This is a genomic window from Mesorhizobium sp. STM 4661, from assembly GCF_000359125.1.
Classification (GTDB): Bacteria; Pseudomonadota; Alphaproteobacteria; order Rhizobiales; family Rhizobiaceae; genus Mesorhizobium.
Map to the genome: position 1 here is coordinate 71,477 of NZ_CAAF010000026.1, position 16,969 is coordinate 88,445.

A 16,969-nucleotide genomic window follows, 5' to 3' on the forward strand; every position below is an offset into this window, starting at 1 on the left:
GTTCCGTCAGGCCGAGCGACCATCGAAATCGATCATCGGCACCGCGCCAAGGTCGATGTCGTCGAGGCAGTTGATGTTGACGTAGGCGCTTCGTTCACTCCCTTCGCTGATGTCCTCGGCGAAGGGGTGAATGCCGCAGGTCCGGCAGAAGCGGTGCGCGATAACGTGATTGCCGAATGTGTAGCTGCCGAGATCGTCGCCCCAGGCGAGCACGCGCAACGTGCCATGCGGCACAGCCCATAGCAGCGCACGCTTGCGCGAGCAGATCGAGCAATTGCATCGCAAGGCTGTGGTCAATTTGCCTTCGACTTCGAACGCGACCTTGCCGCAGTGGCAGCTGCCTTTGTAGAGCATCGGCTTTCTTCCTTCCGTCCGGCAGGGGTGCAAAACCGCCTGCGCCGGGTTAAGTCTCGGCAAGCCATGCACTGGCTGCTACCCTTAAGACGTTCAAGACGTCTGGAGTCCGACACCGAAAATGCAATCTGCCCGCGACCGCCTTGAAGCCGTTCTTTCGCGCCTCGCCGTCCGCGCGGACGATGAAAGCGTCTTCGTGAAACTCTATCCGGAAGCAGCGCGGGCTGCGGCGGATGCCGCCGATGCGCGGCGCAAGGCCGGGGTGACGCTAGGCCCGCTCGATGGCACCATCGTTTCGATCAAGGATCTGTTCGATGTCGCCGGCGAGCCGACCACGGCCGGCTCGCTGATGCTCAAGACCACTGCGCCCGCCACATGCGACGCCGCCATCGTCAGTAGGTTGCGGCAGGCCGGCGCGGTCATCATCGGCAAGACCAACATGACCGAATTCGCCTTCACCGCGATCGGCGACAATCAGCACTACGGCACACCCGGCAACGCGGCCGATGCCAGCCTGATCCCCGGCGGCTCGTCCTCCGGCGCCGGCGTTTCGGTCGGCGAAGGCACATGCGACATCGCCATCGGCTCAGACACTGGCGGTTCGGTGCGCATACCGGCATCGCTCAACGGTGTCGTCGGCTTCAAGCCGACGGCGCGGCGTGTGCCATTGACCGGCACATATCCATTGTCCGCGACACTGGATTCGATCGGACCGCTGGCGCTGAGCGTTGCCGCTTGCGCGGTCGCCGACGCGGCGATGTCGGGCGACGAACTGCCGCCACTGCACCTGCAGCTCCCGCTTGCCGGGCTTCGTGTCGGCATCCCGCGCGGCCTGCTTTTCGAAGACACCGAAAGTGAGGTCACCGCGGGGTTCGATCGCAGTCTCGCTAGGATCGAGCAGGCAGGCGCGCGGCTGGTGGACCTGTCGATCGACGACCTGCTTGCCGATCTGCGCGCGGCGACCAGGCGGGGTTCGATTGCGGCCATGGAGGGGGCCGAAATCCATGCCGACTGGCTGGCGACAGGGGCATCGGTGCCGGTCGACCCGTGGGTCAGCGGGCCTCTGTCGCGGGCCGCCGCAATACCGACACCGGTTTACATCAGGGCGGTGCGCCGCCGCGCCGCACTCTGCATAGCCATGGACGAGCGGCTGGCGTGGGTCGATGTGCTGGCGTTGCCGACCACGCCGGTGACGGCACCGACCATCGTTTCGATGGCTGAGAATGCCGAACTGCGCGAACGCACCGAGGGACTGCTGCTGCGCAACACGCAGGTCGCCAACCAGTTCGACCTCTGCGCGATCTCACTGCCGATGCCCGGTATGACGCTGAAGGCCGGCTTGATGCTGGTGGCGCGCAACGGCCATGACCGGCATCTGCTGCGGATCGCGGCTGAAGTCGAGCGGCTGCTTGGCCGTTGAGGCGCTCAGGGGTCAGCCGGAAAGCGCCGCCGGTAGTGCTCGACCACTTCGGGATTGCGCAGATTGACCGGCAGTTTGTTGGCCAGCACCAGCAAGGCCTCGTCTGCCGCGCCGACACCCATGCGCATCATCGACTGCTCGGTGATGCCGGCCATGTGCGGGGTGACGATGACATTGTCGAAGCTGAAATAGGGATGATTTGGCGGCAGCGGCTGTGTTGCAAAGACATCGAGCGCGGCGCCGCCGATGCGGCCCTTTTTCAGCGCCTCGATCAGGGCATCATCGTCGATCACAGGTCCGCGTGAAACATTGATCAGCAGGGCATCCGGCTTCATCCGAGAGATGCGCTCGCGGCCGATCAGGCCGCGCGTCTCCGGTGTCAGCGGACAGCACAGAACGATGATGTCGCTCTGTTCGATCAGCGCATCGATCGACAGGAAGCCGACCCTGTCAGGCGCCGGCCGCATGCCGCGGGTCGTCGCCACCACGTTCAGGTCGAATCCATGCGCCGCGATATGGCCGACCGCCTGGCCGATGGCGCCGAGGCCGACAATGCCGATCGTCTTGCCGGCGAGTTCGCTGGCGACGACAGTGTGCTCGCGACCGGCCAGCCAGCCCTTCGCCCGCAAGTCGCGATCCAGCATGCGGAAACGTCTAAGCAACGCCAGGGCCGCGAACATCACATATTCAGCGACGGACCGCGCATTCACTCCCGGCACGTTCGCCACCAGCACGCCGGCGGCGGCGGCCGCTTCCATCGGGACCATGTCGAGCCCGGCGCCGTGCCGGATTGCGGCCCTGAGCTTCTTCGCACCTTCGAAGAGCGCCGGTGGCAGCGGGGCGCGAACGATGATGACATCGACGTTCCGCGACTCGGCGGCCAGCGTGGCGGCGTCGAGGGCGGAGGCGACAATAAGGTCACCGGCACCAGTCAGCATGGCGGAGGCGCGCGGGTGCAGCGTGTGCGTCGACAGAATTCTGGGCATGTCAGGCCTGTTCCAGCGCCGGGCTGTGAGGTTCCGTCCCGCCGCCTTCGATCAGGCCCTTCCAGTAGCTTTCCGCGCCTTGCAGATGGGCACTCATCAGCGCCTGGGCGAGATTGCCGTCGCGGCGCAGCAGCGCCTCGTAGATCTGGACGTGCTCGGCATGCGAGCGCACGCTGCGTTCGGGATCGTTGAAATAGATCGGCAGGCGTTGCTGGCCCATCATGTAGTAGACGCTGCACACATTGTGAAAGACGCTGTTCTTGGTCGCGCGCACGATCTCGAGGTGAAACTCGCGGTCTTCCTTGGCAAGGCCTTCGCCCGCCGCAATGCGCTCCTCCGAAGCTTTCAGAATCTCGCGCAGCCGCTCGAAATTCTCCTCGGTGGCGCGCGAACAGGCCAGCTCCGCCGCCTTGATCTCGTGTATCTTGCGCAATTCGACCGTTTCATAGATCCGGACCGGATCGAGCGGCAGGCCGGCCCGCGCGAACAGCGCCATCGCTTCGACGCTGGCCTGCTTGGTGTCGATATAGATGCCGGATTTGGCCCGGCGTTCGACGATGCGCATGGCTTCGAGGATGGCCAGCGCCTCACGGATCTGGCCGCGGCTGACGGCGAAATGCTCGGCCAGTTCACGCTCCGATGGCGTCCGGCCCGTCCCCTTGTCGGAGTGGGAGAACAGATAAGCGGCGAGCTCCGCGAGAAGGTTCTTTTCTTTCATCGTCAACTGCGTTGCGCGTGCGCCTCCAGGAACCGCTCCGAAATGGTGAATCCCAGCCCGGGTTTCTCGGGGATCGCTATCATACCGTCCTTTGCTTCGACAGTCTCCTCGATCAGGTCGTGGATCATCGGGTTGGCGCCGAGCGAATATTCCACTGTGAAGCTCGCCGGAGAGGCGGCGCAGACATGGAGCCCGGCAAAGAAGCAGGGCGCACCGGCCCACAGATGCGGCGCGAAGCGCAGATTGAAGGCGCTGGCGATGGTGCCGATCTTCATCGCTTCGCTGATGCCGCCGCAGAAGGCGGGATCCGGCTGGAAGATATCGGCTGCCTTGAGCGTGGCGAGATCGCGGAACGCATAGCGCGTCGCCTCGCTTTCGCCGGTGGCGATCGGGATGGGGCCGGAGGCCCGCACCTCGGCCATCCCAGGCTTGTCGTCGGCGATGACGGGCTCCTCGAACCAGGCCAGGTCGAGATCGCCGGCGAGATGGATGAAGCGTTTGGCTTCCGCCACCGTGTAGGTGCCATGCGCGTCGACCATCAGGTCGACTCCGGGGCCAAGCGCCTGTCTTGCGGCGCGGACGCGGGCAGCGGAAATGTGCGGAGCGCCGTCCATGGCGCCGACCCGCATCTTCAGCGCCTTGAAGCCGCCCCTGGCGATGTAGGACTTCAATTGGTCGCCGATCGCCTCGCTGGAGGCCCAGCCACCGGAAGCGTAGGCCGGCATGCGGTCAAGCTTGCGGCCGCCAAGCAGCCGCCAGACCGGGACCCCAAGCGATTTGCCCAGAATGTCCCATAGCGCGATGTCGACGGCGCTGATGGCGGCGACGCTGATGCCACGCCGCGCTAGTTGCGGCATGGCGTGGCCGGCACGTGCGGCTGTGTCGTGGCGCACGCCGTTGTAGAGCCTCTCCCAGATCACCCCGATGTCGGCCGGATCGTGGCCGATAAGCTGTGGGCCGACCTCATGATTCAGCATGTGGACAAGGGCGCCATAGCTGCCGGCGCTGCCGGCGGCATTCTTGCCTTCGCCCCAGCCGACCAGTCCGTCGTCGGTCTCGATGCGCAGGAGGGCGGCGTCGAACGTCGTCACCTGACCGAAGTCGCTGCGGTGCTGCTTCGCGGCTTCGATCGGTATGCGGACCCACCAGGCTTGGACCGTCTTGATGCGCATATTCATCCCCGGCCCCGCCGCCGACCAGGGCGGAAGGGGCTCATTCCCAATCGGATCGGCTACTTGATCAGCGGCAGCAGCGTTTCGGCGGTGATGCGCATCTGGTCGGTGTAGAATTTCTCCGTCAGCACGCTGGAGCCATGGTCCTGAATGAACTTCAGCTGTTCGGGCGAAATGTCGACCGGGTGGCGCTCGACCATGTCGGGATAGGGTGCGGCCGGCGTGCGGTCGACCGGGGCGACGAACTCATTGGTCAGCGCGCCGTCGTAGCCGACCTCCTTCAGCGTGCCGACGATCCTCGGCCAGTCGATCTGCCCCAGCCCAGCGGCGAAGCGGTTGTTGTCGGCGACGTGGAAGTCGAACAGGCGCTTGCCGACCTGGCGGATGGCGTCATGGACGTTAAATTCTTCCATGTGGATGTGGTAGGCGTCCAGGCAGACGCCGCATTCGGGGCTGACCGCGTCGGCCAGCGCCAGCGCCTGGGCGCCGCGGTTGAACAAATAGGTCTCGAAGCGGTTGAGCGGCTCGACCGCGATCTTGACGCCGACCTTCCTGGCATGGGTGAAGCATTCCCTGGTGGCGTCGACCACCCATTTCCACTCTTCTTCCTCGGTGCCGTCAGGCACCACCTTGCCGACGGTCGCGGGGACGAGCGTGATGATCTCGCCGTCGAGTTCGCTCACCATCGTCAGCACATCCTTGACATACTGCACCGAGCGTTCGCGCTGGCCCTGGTCCTTCGCGGCGAGATTGCGCTCGCCCAGCATCAGCGTCACCGCTCCCCAGCAGCGGATGCCATGCTCCTTGAGCAGCGCGCGCGTCTCCTTGGTCTTGTATTGTTGGGGTTCGCCGGAAATCTCGATCGACTCATAGCCGAACTTCTTGATGCGCTTGAGCGTCGTCTCCAACGGCTCCGCCCGCATCCAGTTGTGCGTCGAAAGATGCATGGTCTATCCTTCCCAGAATTCGCCTGTCACGTTTCCCACGGTGCCCTCCAGCGAGGCCCGCCGCATGATTCCTCCCCAAAGACGCTCCAGTGTTTTTTGACGAACTGGTTCGACCAATTGGGCCTGATGGCAGGTCTACAGCAAATTCTCCTGGACGGCAAGAAGTCGCGCATTGCAACTCTTTGTGCCGGTTATTATATTGAATAGATTGACGTATTTTCGTAGTTTGTGACGACCGGCGGCTCTTCGGCGCCACGTCCCGCCGCTTGACCATTCGGCCATATTTGGTAATACCAGAATGGCGACACAAACAAGTGTCTTCGGGAAAACACCAAACGGGCTGGCCCTGCTTCCAATCGGCGCTATGCTTGGTCATGTAAACAACGAGGGAGGATGCCGATGCCGTCGACCATGAAGGGTCCAGGTCTGTTTCTGGCGCAGTTCGCGGGCGATGCCGCACCGTTCAATTCGCTTCCCTCGATCACCAAATGGGCGGCCGGCCTCGGCTACAAGGGCGTGCAGATCCCGACCTGGGATAGCCGGCTGTTCGACCTTGAGAAAGCGGCGTCTTCCAAAGCCTATTGCGATGAAGTGAAGGGTATCTGTGCCGATGCCGGCGTGGAGATCACCGAACTGTCGACGCATCTGCAAGGGCAATTGGTGGCGGTGCATCCGGCCTATGACGCGCAGTTCGACGGCTTCGCGCCGTCCGAGGTGCATAACAATCCGAAAGCGCGGCAGAAATGGGCGGTCGAGCAGATGAAGTTCGGCGCCAAGGCATCGAAGAATTTGGGTCTGAAGGCTTCGGTGTCGTTTTGTGGAGCGTTAGCCTTCCCTTACCTCTATCCGTGGCCGCAGCGCCCCGCCGGATTGATCGAGGAGGCGTTTGCCGAACTGGGAAAACGCTGGAAGCCAATCCTCGATGTCTATGAGGACAATGGCGTCGACCTTGGCTACGAGATCCATCCGGGCGAGGACGTGTTCGACGGCGCCACCTTCGAGATGTTCCTTGATGCGGTTGGCGGCCACAAGCGCTGCAACATCAACTACGATCCATCGCATTTCCTTTTGCAGCAGCTCGACTATCTCGAATTCATCGACATCTATCACGAGCGGATCAAGGCGTTCCACGTCAAGGACGCAGAGTTCAACCCGACCGGCAGACAAGGCGTCTATTCCGGCTATCAGAGCTGGACCAACCGGGCCGGGCGTTTCCGCTCGCTCGGCGACGGGCAGGTGGATTTCGGCGGTATCTTCTCCAAGCTTGCCCAGTATGACTACGATTCATGGGCGGTGCTGGAATGGGAATGCTGCCTGAAGCATCCGGAGGATGGAGCGGCCGAGGGCGCTCCCTTCATCCAGCATCACATCATCAGGGTGACGGAAAAGGCATTCGACGATTTTGCCGGGGGCGCGACCGACAAGAAGGTGTTGCGCGCCATGATGGGAATTTGATCGGCCCTAAGGCAAGGCAATCGCATATGGCTAGCGAAGGCTTCCGCCTTACGAATACCCCCACCCCTAACCCCTCCCCACAAGGGGGAGGGGGACTACCGTCGGCGCTGATGACGGCAAACTGTCGAAGTGCAAGCCTGAATGTCATCGATAAAAGGCGTGCGGCAGCATTCCCTCCCCCTTGTGGGGAGGGTTAGGGTGGGGTCTTCTTCACAAGAATCCATATGCGATAGCCCCGCCCTTTGGGGGAACCAACGAGGAGAAAAGCATGGTCGGCGCATCGAAGTCGGAAACAGGTGGCGGTCCGATCCGCTATGGCATGGTCGGCGGTGGACAAGGCGCCTTCATCGGTGCCGTGCACCGGATCGCGGCGCGCCTGGACAATGATTTCGTGCTGGTCGCCGGCGCGCTGTCGTCGGATCCGGCGCGTGCCAAGGCATCGGCCGCCGAACTCGGGCTCGACCCCGCGCGTAGTTACGGCTCTTTCGCCGAGATGGCCAAGGCCGAGGCCAAGCGGCCCGACGGCATCGAGGCGGTGGCCATCGTCACCCCCAACAATGTGCACGTGCCGGCGGCGAAGGCCTTTCTCGAAGCCGGCATCCATGTCATCTGCGACAAGCCGCTGGCCACCACGCTGGCGGAAGCAAAGAAACTTGCCGCCCTGGTCGAGAAGACCGGCAAGGTGTTCGTGCTGACGCACAATTACACTGCCTATCCGATGGTGCGGCAGGCGCGCGAGATGGTGGCCAAGGGGCAGCTCGGCGACATCCGCATCGTGCAGTCGGAATATCCGCAGGACTGGCTGACCGAGGACCTCGCCGCCACCGGCCAGAAGCAGGCGTCCTGGCGCTCCGACCCCAAGCAGGCCGGTGCGGGCGGTGCGCTGGGCGACATCGGCACGCATGCCTACAATCTGGCGCGTTTCGTCTCCGGGCTGGAGCTCGACGCGCTGTCGGCGGATCTCGACGCCTTCGTGCCGGGGCGGCAGCTCGACGACAATGTCAATGTCATGCTGCGCTTCAAGTCGGTTGGCAAGGCGCACCCGGCCAAGGGCATGTTGTGGGCGAGCCAGGTGGCGCCCGGCCACGAGAACGGGCTGAAGTTGCGCATCTACGGCTCCAAGGGCGGGCTGGAATGGGTGCAGGCCGATCCGAACTATCTCTGGTATACGCCGTTCGGCCAGCCGAAGCAGTTGCTCACCCGCAACGGTGCAGGCGCGCTGCCGGTCGCCGGACGTGTCAGCCGCGTTCCGTCAGGCCATCCGGAGGGCTATCTCGAAGGCTTCGCCAATATCTACCAGGAGGCGGCCCGCGCCATCCGCGCGGCACGCAAGAAGGGCGGCAAGCCGGCAAAGGATGTCGTCTTTCCGACCATCGAAGACGGCGTCGAAGGCATGGCCTTCATCGAGGCCTGCGTGAAGTCTTCGAAGAAGAATGGGGTGTGGACGAAGCTGTAAATGCATTTGGGGGAATTCAAGGGAGGGGGCGTCGATGAAAATCGGCATGTGCATGTTCTTGTGGACGACCAGCGTCTCGAAGAGGCACGAGAAGCTGCTGCGTGACATCAAGGCAACCGGTTTCGACGGTGTCGAGATCCCGATCTTTGCCGGCACGCCCGATGACTACAGGAAGCTCGGCGACTTGCTCGACCGCATCGGGCTGGAGCGAACCGCGGTCTCGGCCATGGGCGATCCCTCGATGAACCTGATCTCCGCCGATGGCTCAGCGCGCAAGGCCGGCATCGACCACATGGAATGGGCGATCGACTGCGCTCAGGCGCTTGGCGCGAACAAGCTGAGCGGTCCGCTGCATTCGACGCTGGGCGCCTTCTCCGGTACCGGGCCGACAGCGGCGGAGAAGAAGCGCTCGGTCGCCTCGCAGCGTGCCATCGGCGATCATGCCGGTAAGAGGAACGTGACCATCGGGCTGGAAGCGCTCAACCGCTTCGAATGCTACCTCTTCAACACGATGGACGATCTGTCCGAACATATCGACGCTATCGACCGGCCGCACATCAAGGCGATGTACGACACCTTCCATGCCAATATCGAGGAGGCCGACCCGATCGGCGCCTATAGGCGGAACCGGAAAAATGTCGTCCATATCCACATTTCGGAGAACGATCGCGGTGTGCCGGGGCGCGGCAACATTCCCTGGAAGGAGACGTTTTCGGCCATTCGCAAGAGCGGCTATGACGACTGGCTGACGATCGAGGCCTTCGGCCGCTCGTTGAAAGATCTGGCGGCGGCCACCAAGGTGTGGCGCGATTTTTCCGAGAGCCCGGAAGCCGTCTACCGCGATGGCTACAAGCATATCAGGGACGGCTGGAAGAAGGCCGGCGGCGCCGCGGACGCAGCCAAGCCTTCCTCCTCTCAGGCGGTATAGAGCCTGATTCATCCCGATAGAATCGGGATGGGCTCTATCTTATTGTTCGACCATGATCTTTCCCGAAAACCGGGTTCCACTTTTTGCTGCGCTGACCTTCGGTTCGGGATCATGGTCTGGCCGCCGGCGCCAGGCGGGCGGGAGCGCGCCCGGGCCGCTCGTCGTTGCCGTTTCCGGCCGTGCCCATCAGTTTGCGGCGGAGATAGCTGGAAATGCCGTCGAAGACAAAAACGACAACCAGGATCAACAGAACCATGTAGAAGACATTGGCCCAGTTGGTGTTGGTGCGCATGGCTTCCCACAATTTCAGACCGATGCCGCCGGCGCCGACAGCGCCTATGATCGTCGCCGACCGTGTGTTCGATTCCCAGAAATAGAGGGATTGGCTAAGGAATACCGGCAGAACCTGGGGCAGCACGCCGTAGCGTTGCACCATTGCCGGCGTGGCGCCAACCGAGCGGATGCCTTCGCGCTGCTTGTCGTCGATGTTTTCCAGCGCCTCGGAATAGAGTTTGCCCAGGGTTCCGGTGTCGGTGAAGAAGATCGCCGACATGCCGGCCAGCGGCCCTGGACCGAAGCCGCGCGTGAAGAACAGCGCCCAGATCAGCATGTCGACAGACCGCAGGAAATCGAAGAAGCGTTTTGTTGTCTGGTTGGCTATTAGGCTCGGCGTGATGTTGCGCGCGGCCAGGAAGGCGAGCGGAAAGGCGACGACCGAGGCCAGCACCGTGCCGACAAAAGCCATGACGATGGTTTGCAAAAGTTTCAGCCACACGTCGCCATGCTGCCACTCGGCGTTGTTGAGGATATTGTCCCAGGCAAGCGCTGCGTTTGACCGTGACGGGTCGATGCGTTCCCCGGAGACGATCAGTGAAGCGACCTCGCCGAACGGCTTTCCCCAGAATGGCGAATTCGTGTCAAACACAAAATTGGCCCAACCGAAAAAACGTCTCCAGGCGACCACTTCGTCATTCTGCACTTCAGCGCGGCCGAAAAATCCAAGCGAGACATAGGCCGTCGAGCCTGGCTTGCGCTGCTCGATCCAGTCAGGCAGCGCTGCGCGCGGCATGACGGAACTGTCCTTGGCAATGTCGAAGATGACGCTTTCGGCGCCCCGCGTTACGGTGACAAGGTTTGGCGTGATGGCGATCCGGCCGTTGCCAAAGACGACCGTCGCCGCCACGACGGCGTTTTCGCGCACCGTTTTAGGCGCGGCCTGAGCCGATTGGTCTGGCGGGGCGGCCGGGTTCTCAGCAGTTGGCGCGCCAGGCGCCATGAACGAACCCTGCGACGACTTGTCAGTCGCGATCGCCGGTGCTGGTGCGGCGTCGACCCGCCGCTCGATCACAGCCATCTCCTTGGTCACCCAGTCGGGATTTGGATTGGGTCCCAGTTTGGAGAAGCGGGAGTAGTCGATCGTCAGATAATTGTCCTTGAATTCGATGTCCGGGCGGATTTCGTAAGACACCCAGTCGGCGAGATAAGCGCTGGCAAGGTTCCAGTTCGCCTTTTCGAGAACCATGCCGATCGAGAAGAACCACCAGCAATAGAAGGTGTAGAGAATGCACAGAAGGACGCCGATCGGGGCGGCATAGCGCTTCCATAGGGAGCGCCGGAACGCGTCCGGATGGCGAGCGGCGATGTCGTTGATGGCGTCGGCGTTCATTGCGCTACTCCCCGCGCCCGTATGCGAACGCCTGTCTGCCGACAAGACGGTGTCTCAGCCATGCCGAAAACTGATCGACGGCGACAATCGTGCAGAACAGCAGAAAGACGATGGCAATGGTCTTGGCCTCATGGCCCCGGCTGATCGAAAGACGCAGGGATTCGCCGATGCCGCCGGCGCCGACGGCGCCGAGAATGGTCGAAGCGCGCACATTGATCTCGAAGCGGAGCAGGAAATAGCTCATGAAGTTGGGCAGAACCTGAGGCACGATGCCGAACCACACCCGTTCGACCCAGTTGGCGCCAACGGCACGCAAGCCTTCTTCAGGTTTCATGTCGGCATTCTCGACCACTTCGAAGAACATTTTTCCGAGCGCGCCGACGGTGTGGATGCTGACCGCGAGGATCGCCGGAATCGGTCCAAGCGAGAAGACCGCCAGAAAGAAGCCGGCAATGACGATTTCCGGAAAGGCGCGGACAATTTCGAGGAAGCGGCGAGTGGTGAAACGGAGCCAGCGGCTGGCCGTGATATTGCCTGCTGCCAGGAAGCAGAGCAGGAAACCGAAGGTGGAGCCCACCAGCGTCGAAAACAGGGCAACGTTCAGCGTCTCGATCATCCGGTAGAAATACTCCGGAATGTAGAGGCTTTGGGTCAGGTAGACCCTGCCCTCGGGGTAGTCGTACTTGAGGCTGCCATCCTCATAGGGCGACGGCAGGTCGAACAGCGCACGCACCGGGTCGAACCAGTCGCGGGGCTTCAACTCGACGAAAAAGTCGGCAATGTAGGGAAGCCGGTCGAAGAACTTTCCGGCGTTGGTTTCGTTGGCGAACCAGAGCGAGCCTGAAAGTGCAACAAGCAGGAAAACCAGGCCTCCGATCGTGTAAAGGCGTCGGCGAGCGGCGAGGTCGCGCCAGTGCCGCTCGACGATCGCTCCCTCCGGTGAAAGCGCAGGCGCGCGGTAGACGTCGGTCGCACTCATCGATAGATCCCCGGCCCTTGATGCGGCAACGCCGCCGGTGGCACATGGCCCCGGCGGCGTCGTGCCAGCGATGCGCTTAAGAGCCGATCTTCGCCTTACGGGCGTCGATGATCGCCTGATAGAATGCCGGGGTGACCGGCGAATAACCCTTGAAGTCGCCGCCTTGTATCGCCGAGAAGCAGGCCGGATCGGTTTGCGGAAGCTTGGTCAGGAAATCGGTGATCTTCTGCTTGGCGCCGGCGTCGATCGACGCACGCACGACCAGCGGGCCGTTCGGGATCAGCGGCGACTGCCACAATTCGACGAGGTCGTCCATCTTGAGGACGCCCTTGTCGACCATCTTGCGCAGATTGCCCGAGCTGTAGCCGTCCTTGAAGTCGCCGACGCCGGAAGCCCAGGTGGTGCCGGCATCGAAAGTGCCTTTCAAAACTTCAAGGACAAGCTGTTCATGGCCACCGCCGAAACCGGTCGACGCGAAGTAGCTCTTCACATCCATGCCGATGTCCTTGGGCAGTGAGGTGACCGGGATCAGATAGCCAGAAGTCGAGTCGGGATCGGCGAAACCGAGTTTCTTGCCCTTCATGTCGGCGAGCGTCTTGATGCCGGAATCAGCACGGGCGACCATAACCGAACGGTAGCCGGTCGAACCGTCGGTCTGGACCGTCGTCAGGATCGGCTGAACAGCGTCCTTGTTTTCGAGATAGATCTTGGCGTAGGCGGAAGCGCCGAGCTCGGCATAGTCAAGCGTGCCGCCGAGCAGACCCTGGATGACGCCGTCGTAGTCGGCGGCCGGGAACAGCGAAACCTTCTCGACACCGAGGACTTTCTTGATGTGGTCGGCGAAGCACTGGTAGTTGCGCAGACGGTCGGCTTCGTTCTCGCCGCCCAGAATGCCGACGCGGAATTCCTTCAGGTCCTGTGCCTGGACCGAGCCCATCGCCATGGCGATGATGGAAACGGCGCTGAAAAGTATCTTTCTAAACATCTCGTGTCTCCTGTTGGATCCGGCATCGCGCCGGCAGCGTTCGAATTTTGACAGGTGCCCTTGACGCGGGCTGGCGATCCCAGCGGCTTTTTTGTTTGTCCATGATCTTTTCCGAAAACCGGTATCCACTTGTCGGGATCATGGATCAGTAGCCAGGAAATGCTGGCTCGAGCGGTCCGGCGGATGCGGCGATCTTTGGCTTGATGGCGACGCTGGTCGAGGTGATGGCCTCGGAGATCTCGCCACCATTGCTGTCGGCGCCATAGACCATGCGCACCGCCTCGCGGTTGAGATCTTCGGGCCGACCGTCGAAGACGACCTTGCCGGCGGCCATGCCGATGATGCGGTTGCAATAGGTGCGGGCGGTATCCAGCGTGTGCAGATTGGTGACGACAGTGATGCCCTCGCGCAGATTGATGTCCTGCAGCGAATCCATCACCACCTTGGCGTTGAGCGGGTCGAGCGAGGCGATCGGCTCGTCGGCGAGGATCACCTTGGGCTGTTGCATCAAGGCGCGAGCAATCGCGACCCGCTGCTGCTGGCCGCCGGACAGAGTGCCGGCGGGCTGCAACGCCGTGCGGGCGATGTCGAGGCGCTCGAGCGCCGCTATCGCCTCGGCTCGTTCCTCGCGGGAGAAGACGCCGAGCAGATTGGCAAGAGTCGAGCGATGATTGAGCCGGCCGAGCAGCACATTGGTCAGCACGTCGAGGCGCGGCACCAGATTGAACTGCTGGAAGATCATGGCGCAGTCGCGCTGCCAGCGTCGGAGTGGTGAGCCGCGCAGCCTGGAAACTTCGGCGCCGTCAAAAAAAATCGACCCTTGGCTCGGATCGATGAGACGGTTGATCATGCGCAAGAGGGTCGATTTGCCGGCGCCGGAGCGACCGATGATGCCGACCATCTGACCGTGCGGGATCGACAGGTCGACATTGCTGACGGCGGTGTTCTTGCCAAACCGGCGCGTGACGCCGCGAATTTCGAGCGTTGCTGACATGGGGTAAGCTCCAGTCCAGTCGCGTTGAAGGTCTGTTAACCCTCGCTAGCGCAACGCCATGAACCTGCGGTGTCGGATTGATGTCAGTTTTGTTACCGCCCACAGGCGCGTCGAGCGGGAAGGCGAGTTCACCCAAACCGCTGCCGTCCGGGCGGCATGCATGGGATCAGCCGAGGACCAACAGCTCCTCGAAATGCTTCATGTCCCTGAAGCTGCAAAAGGCGGGTGGCCGCAGCTCGATGACCGGAGCCTGCCGGGCAAACAGCGAGAGGCAATCGTCGAACAAGTCCTGCCACTCGGTTGCCCTTTCGTCCTCGAGACGCCGGATCTGGTAGGCGAAAGTGATGTGGAAGACGTAAGCATCGTGGTCGGGATGCCGATATCCGAACGGCACCGCCAAAGCATCGCGCCAGGCGCGCATGATACGCACGTCCTCATCGGTTGCGCCGGCAACGGTCAAGCCGGTCGGCACGACATCGACGACCTTGACCTTGAAGGCGCCGCGGCCTTCGAAGCCGTTCAGTCGTTCCTGATAGAGGCGGGTCATGGCGTCGATGCTGGTGTCGAGCGGCACATCCGCCGGCCAATAAGGAAGCCGGCGGCGGTATTCGATGATGCCCTGGAACAGCGTCATGTGCAGGCTGGAGACCGGCGTAAAGGCCAACTGGTCGGCATCGGGCATGGCGCGCATCCGCTCACGCACTTCCACCACCACTGCCTCGGATGGCGAGCCGCTGATGAGTTGGCAGACGACGGTGTTGCCGGGCTCGTTGAGAAAATTACCAGAGGTGTCGTAGCGCCTGCCGAGATGCAGCGGAGGGTTTGGATTCGAGCCGGCAAAGAATCCGGCGAGCGAAGGTTTGACTGAAACAGGCATTGCGATCTCCAGAGGAAAGGCCGCGTCCTGCCCCGACGATGTGTCAGGGACATGAAAACCGTGCCAAGAAGTAGAATATCAAAGGCAGGATTCGCCAAGCGATTCTGCCGGGGTTTGCACATCATCAAGATTGAAATAAAGATTCAAACTCGTATCAAAGAGAGGCTTCCTAATTGCTACGTTGGCGCCAGTGGTTGCGGCTGTATGCTGAAGGGGTAGTCGCTGCGATAAGTTTCACAGTGGCCCTGGTTTTGATGTCCGTATATCGGGTTGGTAGCTTGAACCATCCAATATCGGGATACCTGTACAATTATGGAAATGGGCGCGACGCGGCCATTATTCTAACGATTGTCATTTTTTTAATCGCGCTAGTTACGATAAATTTTGCAAACAAGGTTGAGGAAAAAACCAAATCGCTTGTAGATATTGGTCATGACAAAAAATTTATAGAACTTGTCAGGTCAAGTCAGACTGGTGTTACTATTCTTATCACGTTAGGATTTCTTTCTATTATTTTGGACATTTGCCTGAGCGGCTGACTTTTTCGGGGCGTCAACCCCCATGCTTCTCCAAAAACTGATTGGCCGACAGTTCCCGAAAATCGTCGAGCGCGGCGCGCAGCCGGGCGTGATCCCAGTCCCACCAGGCCAGCGCCTGATAGCGCTCCGCCGTGCGGCGGTCGAAACGCTCGCGGATCGGTCTGGCCGGCACGCCGCCGACGATGGTGTAAGGAGCGACATCCCTGGATACGACCGCGCCGGCGCCGACGGCGGCGCCATCGCCGACGGTGACCCCGGGCAGGATGGTCGAGCCGTGGCCAAGCCAGGTGTCGTGGCCGATGGTGACGCGTTTGGCGCGACGCTCAGCAAAGAATTCGCTCTCGTGCTCGGCGTCGTCCCAATAGTCCGAGGCGCGGTAGGTGAAATGGTGCAGCGTCGGCCGCCAGGTCGGGTGGTTGGTGGCGTTGATGCGCACGGCGGCGGCGATATTGGAAAACTTGCCGATCATCGCGCACCAGACGGCGCAGTCCTGCATCATGTAGGAATAGTCGCCTAGCGTGCTTTCCGAAACCCGGCTGCGGTCGGCAATCTCGGTCCAGCGGCCGAGCGTCGAATTCTCGACTTGCGCCGTCTCATGGACCAGCGGCGCCTCCGACAGCTTCCTGCTCATGCGGCAATTTTCCCGGCGGCGAAGGCGGTCACGTCGATGATGCGATCGGCCACCGCCTCGCGCACATCGTGATCGTGGAAGATGCCAAGCAGGGCGACGCCCGCCACCTTCTTGGCCGCGATCAGCGCGATCACCACGTCGCGGTTCCTGGCGTCGAGCGAGGCCGTCGGTTCGTCGAGCAGCAGGATCGGGTGCTCGGTGATGAAGCCGCGCGCGATGTTGACGCGCTGCTGCTCGCCACCGGAAAACGTTGCCGGCGGCAGCGCCCAGAGCTTTTCCGGCAGGTTGAGCTCAGCCAGCAAGGCGCGGGCCCTGTCGCGCGCGACTTCGCGCTCCTCGCCGCGCTCGACCAAAGGCTCGGCGACGACATCGAGGGCGGAGACGCGCGGCACGGTGCGCAGGAACTGGCTGACATAGCCAATCGTTTGCCGGCGCACGGCAAGCACGGTGCGCGGGCTGGCTGTCGCGAGATCGATGAGCCCGTTCTCATGCTGGACGATGATCTGGCCTTCGTCGACGGCATAGTTGCCGTAGAGCATCTTCAGGATCGAGCTCTTGCCGGCGCCGGAGGGGCCGCCGAGCACGGCGCATTCTCCGGCCCGGATCGAAAACGAAACACCGGCGACAACAGGCAATTTGATACCGTCACGCAGATGCATGGTGAAGCTCTTGGCGACATCGGAGACGACGAGCGGGGTTGGCATCAGAAGGTCCTCCAATCGTCGTTCGTTTGCGGGCCAGCACCCCCCTCTGGCCTGCCGGCCATCTCCCCCTCAAGGGGGGAGATCAGCTGTCGCATTCGGTTTCGCCATTCTCCCTCGTTGCAGAACGGGCGGGGCATAAAAGCTGCCAATCTCCCCCC

At 62.2% G+C, this 16,969-nt stretch carries 16 protein-coding genes; 4 read left to right on the forward strand and 12 right to left on the reverse strand.

Going from position 1 to position 16,969, the window contains the following annotated elements:
* Positions 1-6 precede the first annotated feature (6 nt).
* The gene (locus MESS4_RS08085; protein WP_006328670.1) at positions 7-354 is read right to left on the reverse strand and encodes a GFA family protein; all 348 of its coding nucleotides are present in this window, start codon (positions 352-354) and stop codon (positions 7-9) included.
* A gap of 121 nt (positions 355-475) precedes the next feature.
* Between MESS4_RS08085 and MESS4_RS08090 the strand changes: the two genes are divergently transcribed.
* On the forward strand, positions 476-1,774 hold the full coding sequence (locus MESS4_RS08090; RefSeq protein WP_006328671.1) for an amidase: 1,299 nt from the start codon (positions 476-478) through the stop codon (positions 1,772-1,774).
* A 5-nt stretch (positions 1,775-1,779) separates the two neighbouring features.
* On the opposite strand, the gene MESS4_RS08095 is transcribed toward MESS4_RS08090, so the two are convergent.
* From MESS4_RS08095 to MESS4_RS08110, 4 genes are read right to left on the reverse strand one after another with little or no spacing between them, the layout of a single operon-like run.
* A complete protein-coding gene (locus MESS4_RS08095; protein WP_006328672.1) occupies positions 1,780-2,760 on the reverse strand; it encodes a hydroxyacid dehydrogenase in 981 nt (326 codons plus the stop codon).
* Position 2,761: 1 nt separating this feature from the next.
* Positions 2,762-3,478: a FadR/GntR family transcriptional regulator gene (locus tag MESS4_RS08100; RefSeq protein ID WP_006328673.1), complete on the reverse strand. Its 717-nt coding sequence runs from the start codon at positions 3,476-3,478 to the stop codon at positions 2,762-2,764.
* Between the two features lie 2 nt (positions 3,479-3,480).
* A complete protein-coding gene (locus tag MESS4_RS08105; RefSeq protein WP_006328675.1) occupies positions 3,481-4,650 on the reverse strand; it encodes a mandelate racemase/muconate lactonizing enzyme family protein in 1,170 nt (389 codons plus the stop codon).
* Between the two features lie 59 nt (positions 4,651-4,709).
* Positions 4,710-5,597 (reverse strand): sugar phosphate isomerase/epimerase, encoded by an 888-nt coding sequence (locus tag MESS4_RS08110; protein WP_006328676.1) that lies wholly within the window; start codon positions 5,595-5,597, stop codon positions 4,710-4,712.
* Positions 5,598-5,996: 399 nt separating this feature from the next.
* On the opposite strand from MESS4_RS08110, the gene MESS4_RS08115 reads away from it, so the two are divergent.
* From MESS4_RS08115 to MESS4_RS08125, 3 genes are all read left to right on the forward strand, one after another.
* Complete coding sequence (locus tag MESS4_RS08115) at positions 5,997-7,052, forward strand: sugar phosphate isomerase/epimerase (RefSeq protein ID WP_006328677.1); 1,056 nt, start codon at positions 5,997-5,999, stop codon at positions 7,050-7,052.
* A 268-nt stretch (positions 7,053-7,320) separates the two neighbouring features.
* On the forward strand, positions 7,321-8,508 hold the full coding sequence (locus MESS4_RS08120; protein ID WP_006328678.1) for a Gfo/Idh/MocA family oxidoreductase: 1,188 nt from the start codon (positions 7,321-7,323) through the stop codon (positions 8,506-8,508).
* A 34-nt stretch (positions 8,509-8,542) separates the two neighbouring features.
* On the forward strand, positions 8,543-9,436 hold the full coding sequence (locus MESS4_RS08125; protein WP_006328679.1) for a sugar phosphate isomerase/epimerase: 894 nt from the start codon (positions 8,543-8,545) through the stop codon (positions 9,434-9,436).
* A 109-nt stretch (positions 9,437-9,545) separates the two neighbouring features.
* On the opposite strand, the gene phnE (MESS4_RS08130) is transcribed toward MESS4_RS08125, so the two are convergent.
* The 7 genes from phnE (MESS4_RS08130) to phnL form a co-directional block, all read right to left on the reverse strand.
* On the reverse strand, positions 9,546-11,102 hold the full coding sequence (phnE, locus tag MESS4_RS08130; RefSeq protein WP_006328680.1) for a phosphonate ABC transporter, permease protein PhnE: 1,557 nt from the start codon (positions 11,100-11,102) through the stop codon (positions 9,546-9,548).
* A gap of 4 nt (positions 11,103-11,106) precedes the next feature.
* On the reverse strand, positions 11,107-12,081 hold the full coding sequence (phnE, locus tag MESS4_RS08135; protein WP_006328681.1) for a phosphonate ABC transporter, permease protein PhnE: 975 nt from the start codon (positions 12,079-12,081) through the stop codon (positions 11,107-11,109).
* Positions 12,082-12,157: 76 nt separating this feature from the next.
* Positions 12,158-13,066 carry a phosphonate ABC transporter substrate-binding protein gene (gene phnD / locus MESS4_RS08140; RefSeq protein WP_006328682.1) on the reverse strand — a complete coding sequence of 303 codons (909 nt, stop codon included), beginning with the start codon at positions 13,064-13,066 and terminating at the stop codon, positions 12,158-12,160.
* A gap of 145 nt (positions 13,067-13,211) precedes the next feature.
* Positions 13,212-14,060 (reverse strand): phosphonate ABC transporter ATP-binding protein, encoded by an 849-nt coding sequence (gene phnC, locus MESS4_RS08145; RefSeq protein WP_006328689.1) that lies wholly within the window; start codon positions 14,058-14,060, stop codon positions 13,212-13,214.
* A 166-nt stretch (positions 14,061-14,226) separates the two neighbouring features.
* Complete coding sequence (locus MESS4_RS08150) at positions 14,227-14,937, reverse strand: DUF1868 domain-containing protein (RefSeq protein ID WP_006328690.1); 711 nt, start codon at positions 14,935-14,937, stop codon at positions 14,227-14,229.
* Positions 14,938-15,489: 552 nt separating this feature from the next.
* Positions 15,490-16,107, reverse strand: coding sequence for a DapH/DapD/GlmU-related protein (locus tag MESS4_RS08160; RefSeq protein WP_006328693.1), 618 nt, complete (start codon positions 16,105-16,107; stop codon positions 15,490-15,492).
* On the reverse strand, positions 16,104-16,811 hold the full coding sequence (gene phnL / locus MESS4_RS08165) for a phosphonate C-P lyase system protein PhnL (RefSeq protein ID WP_006328696.1): 708 nt from the start codon (positions 16,809-16,811) through the stop codon (positions 16,104-16,106). Before phnL ends, MESS4_RS08160 begins: the two co-directional genes overlap by 4 nt.
* Between the last annotated feature and the right edge of the window lie 158 nt (positions 16,812-16,969).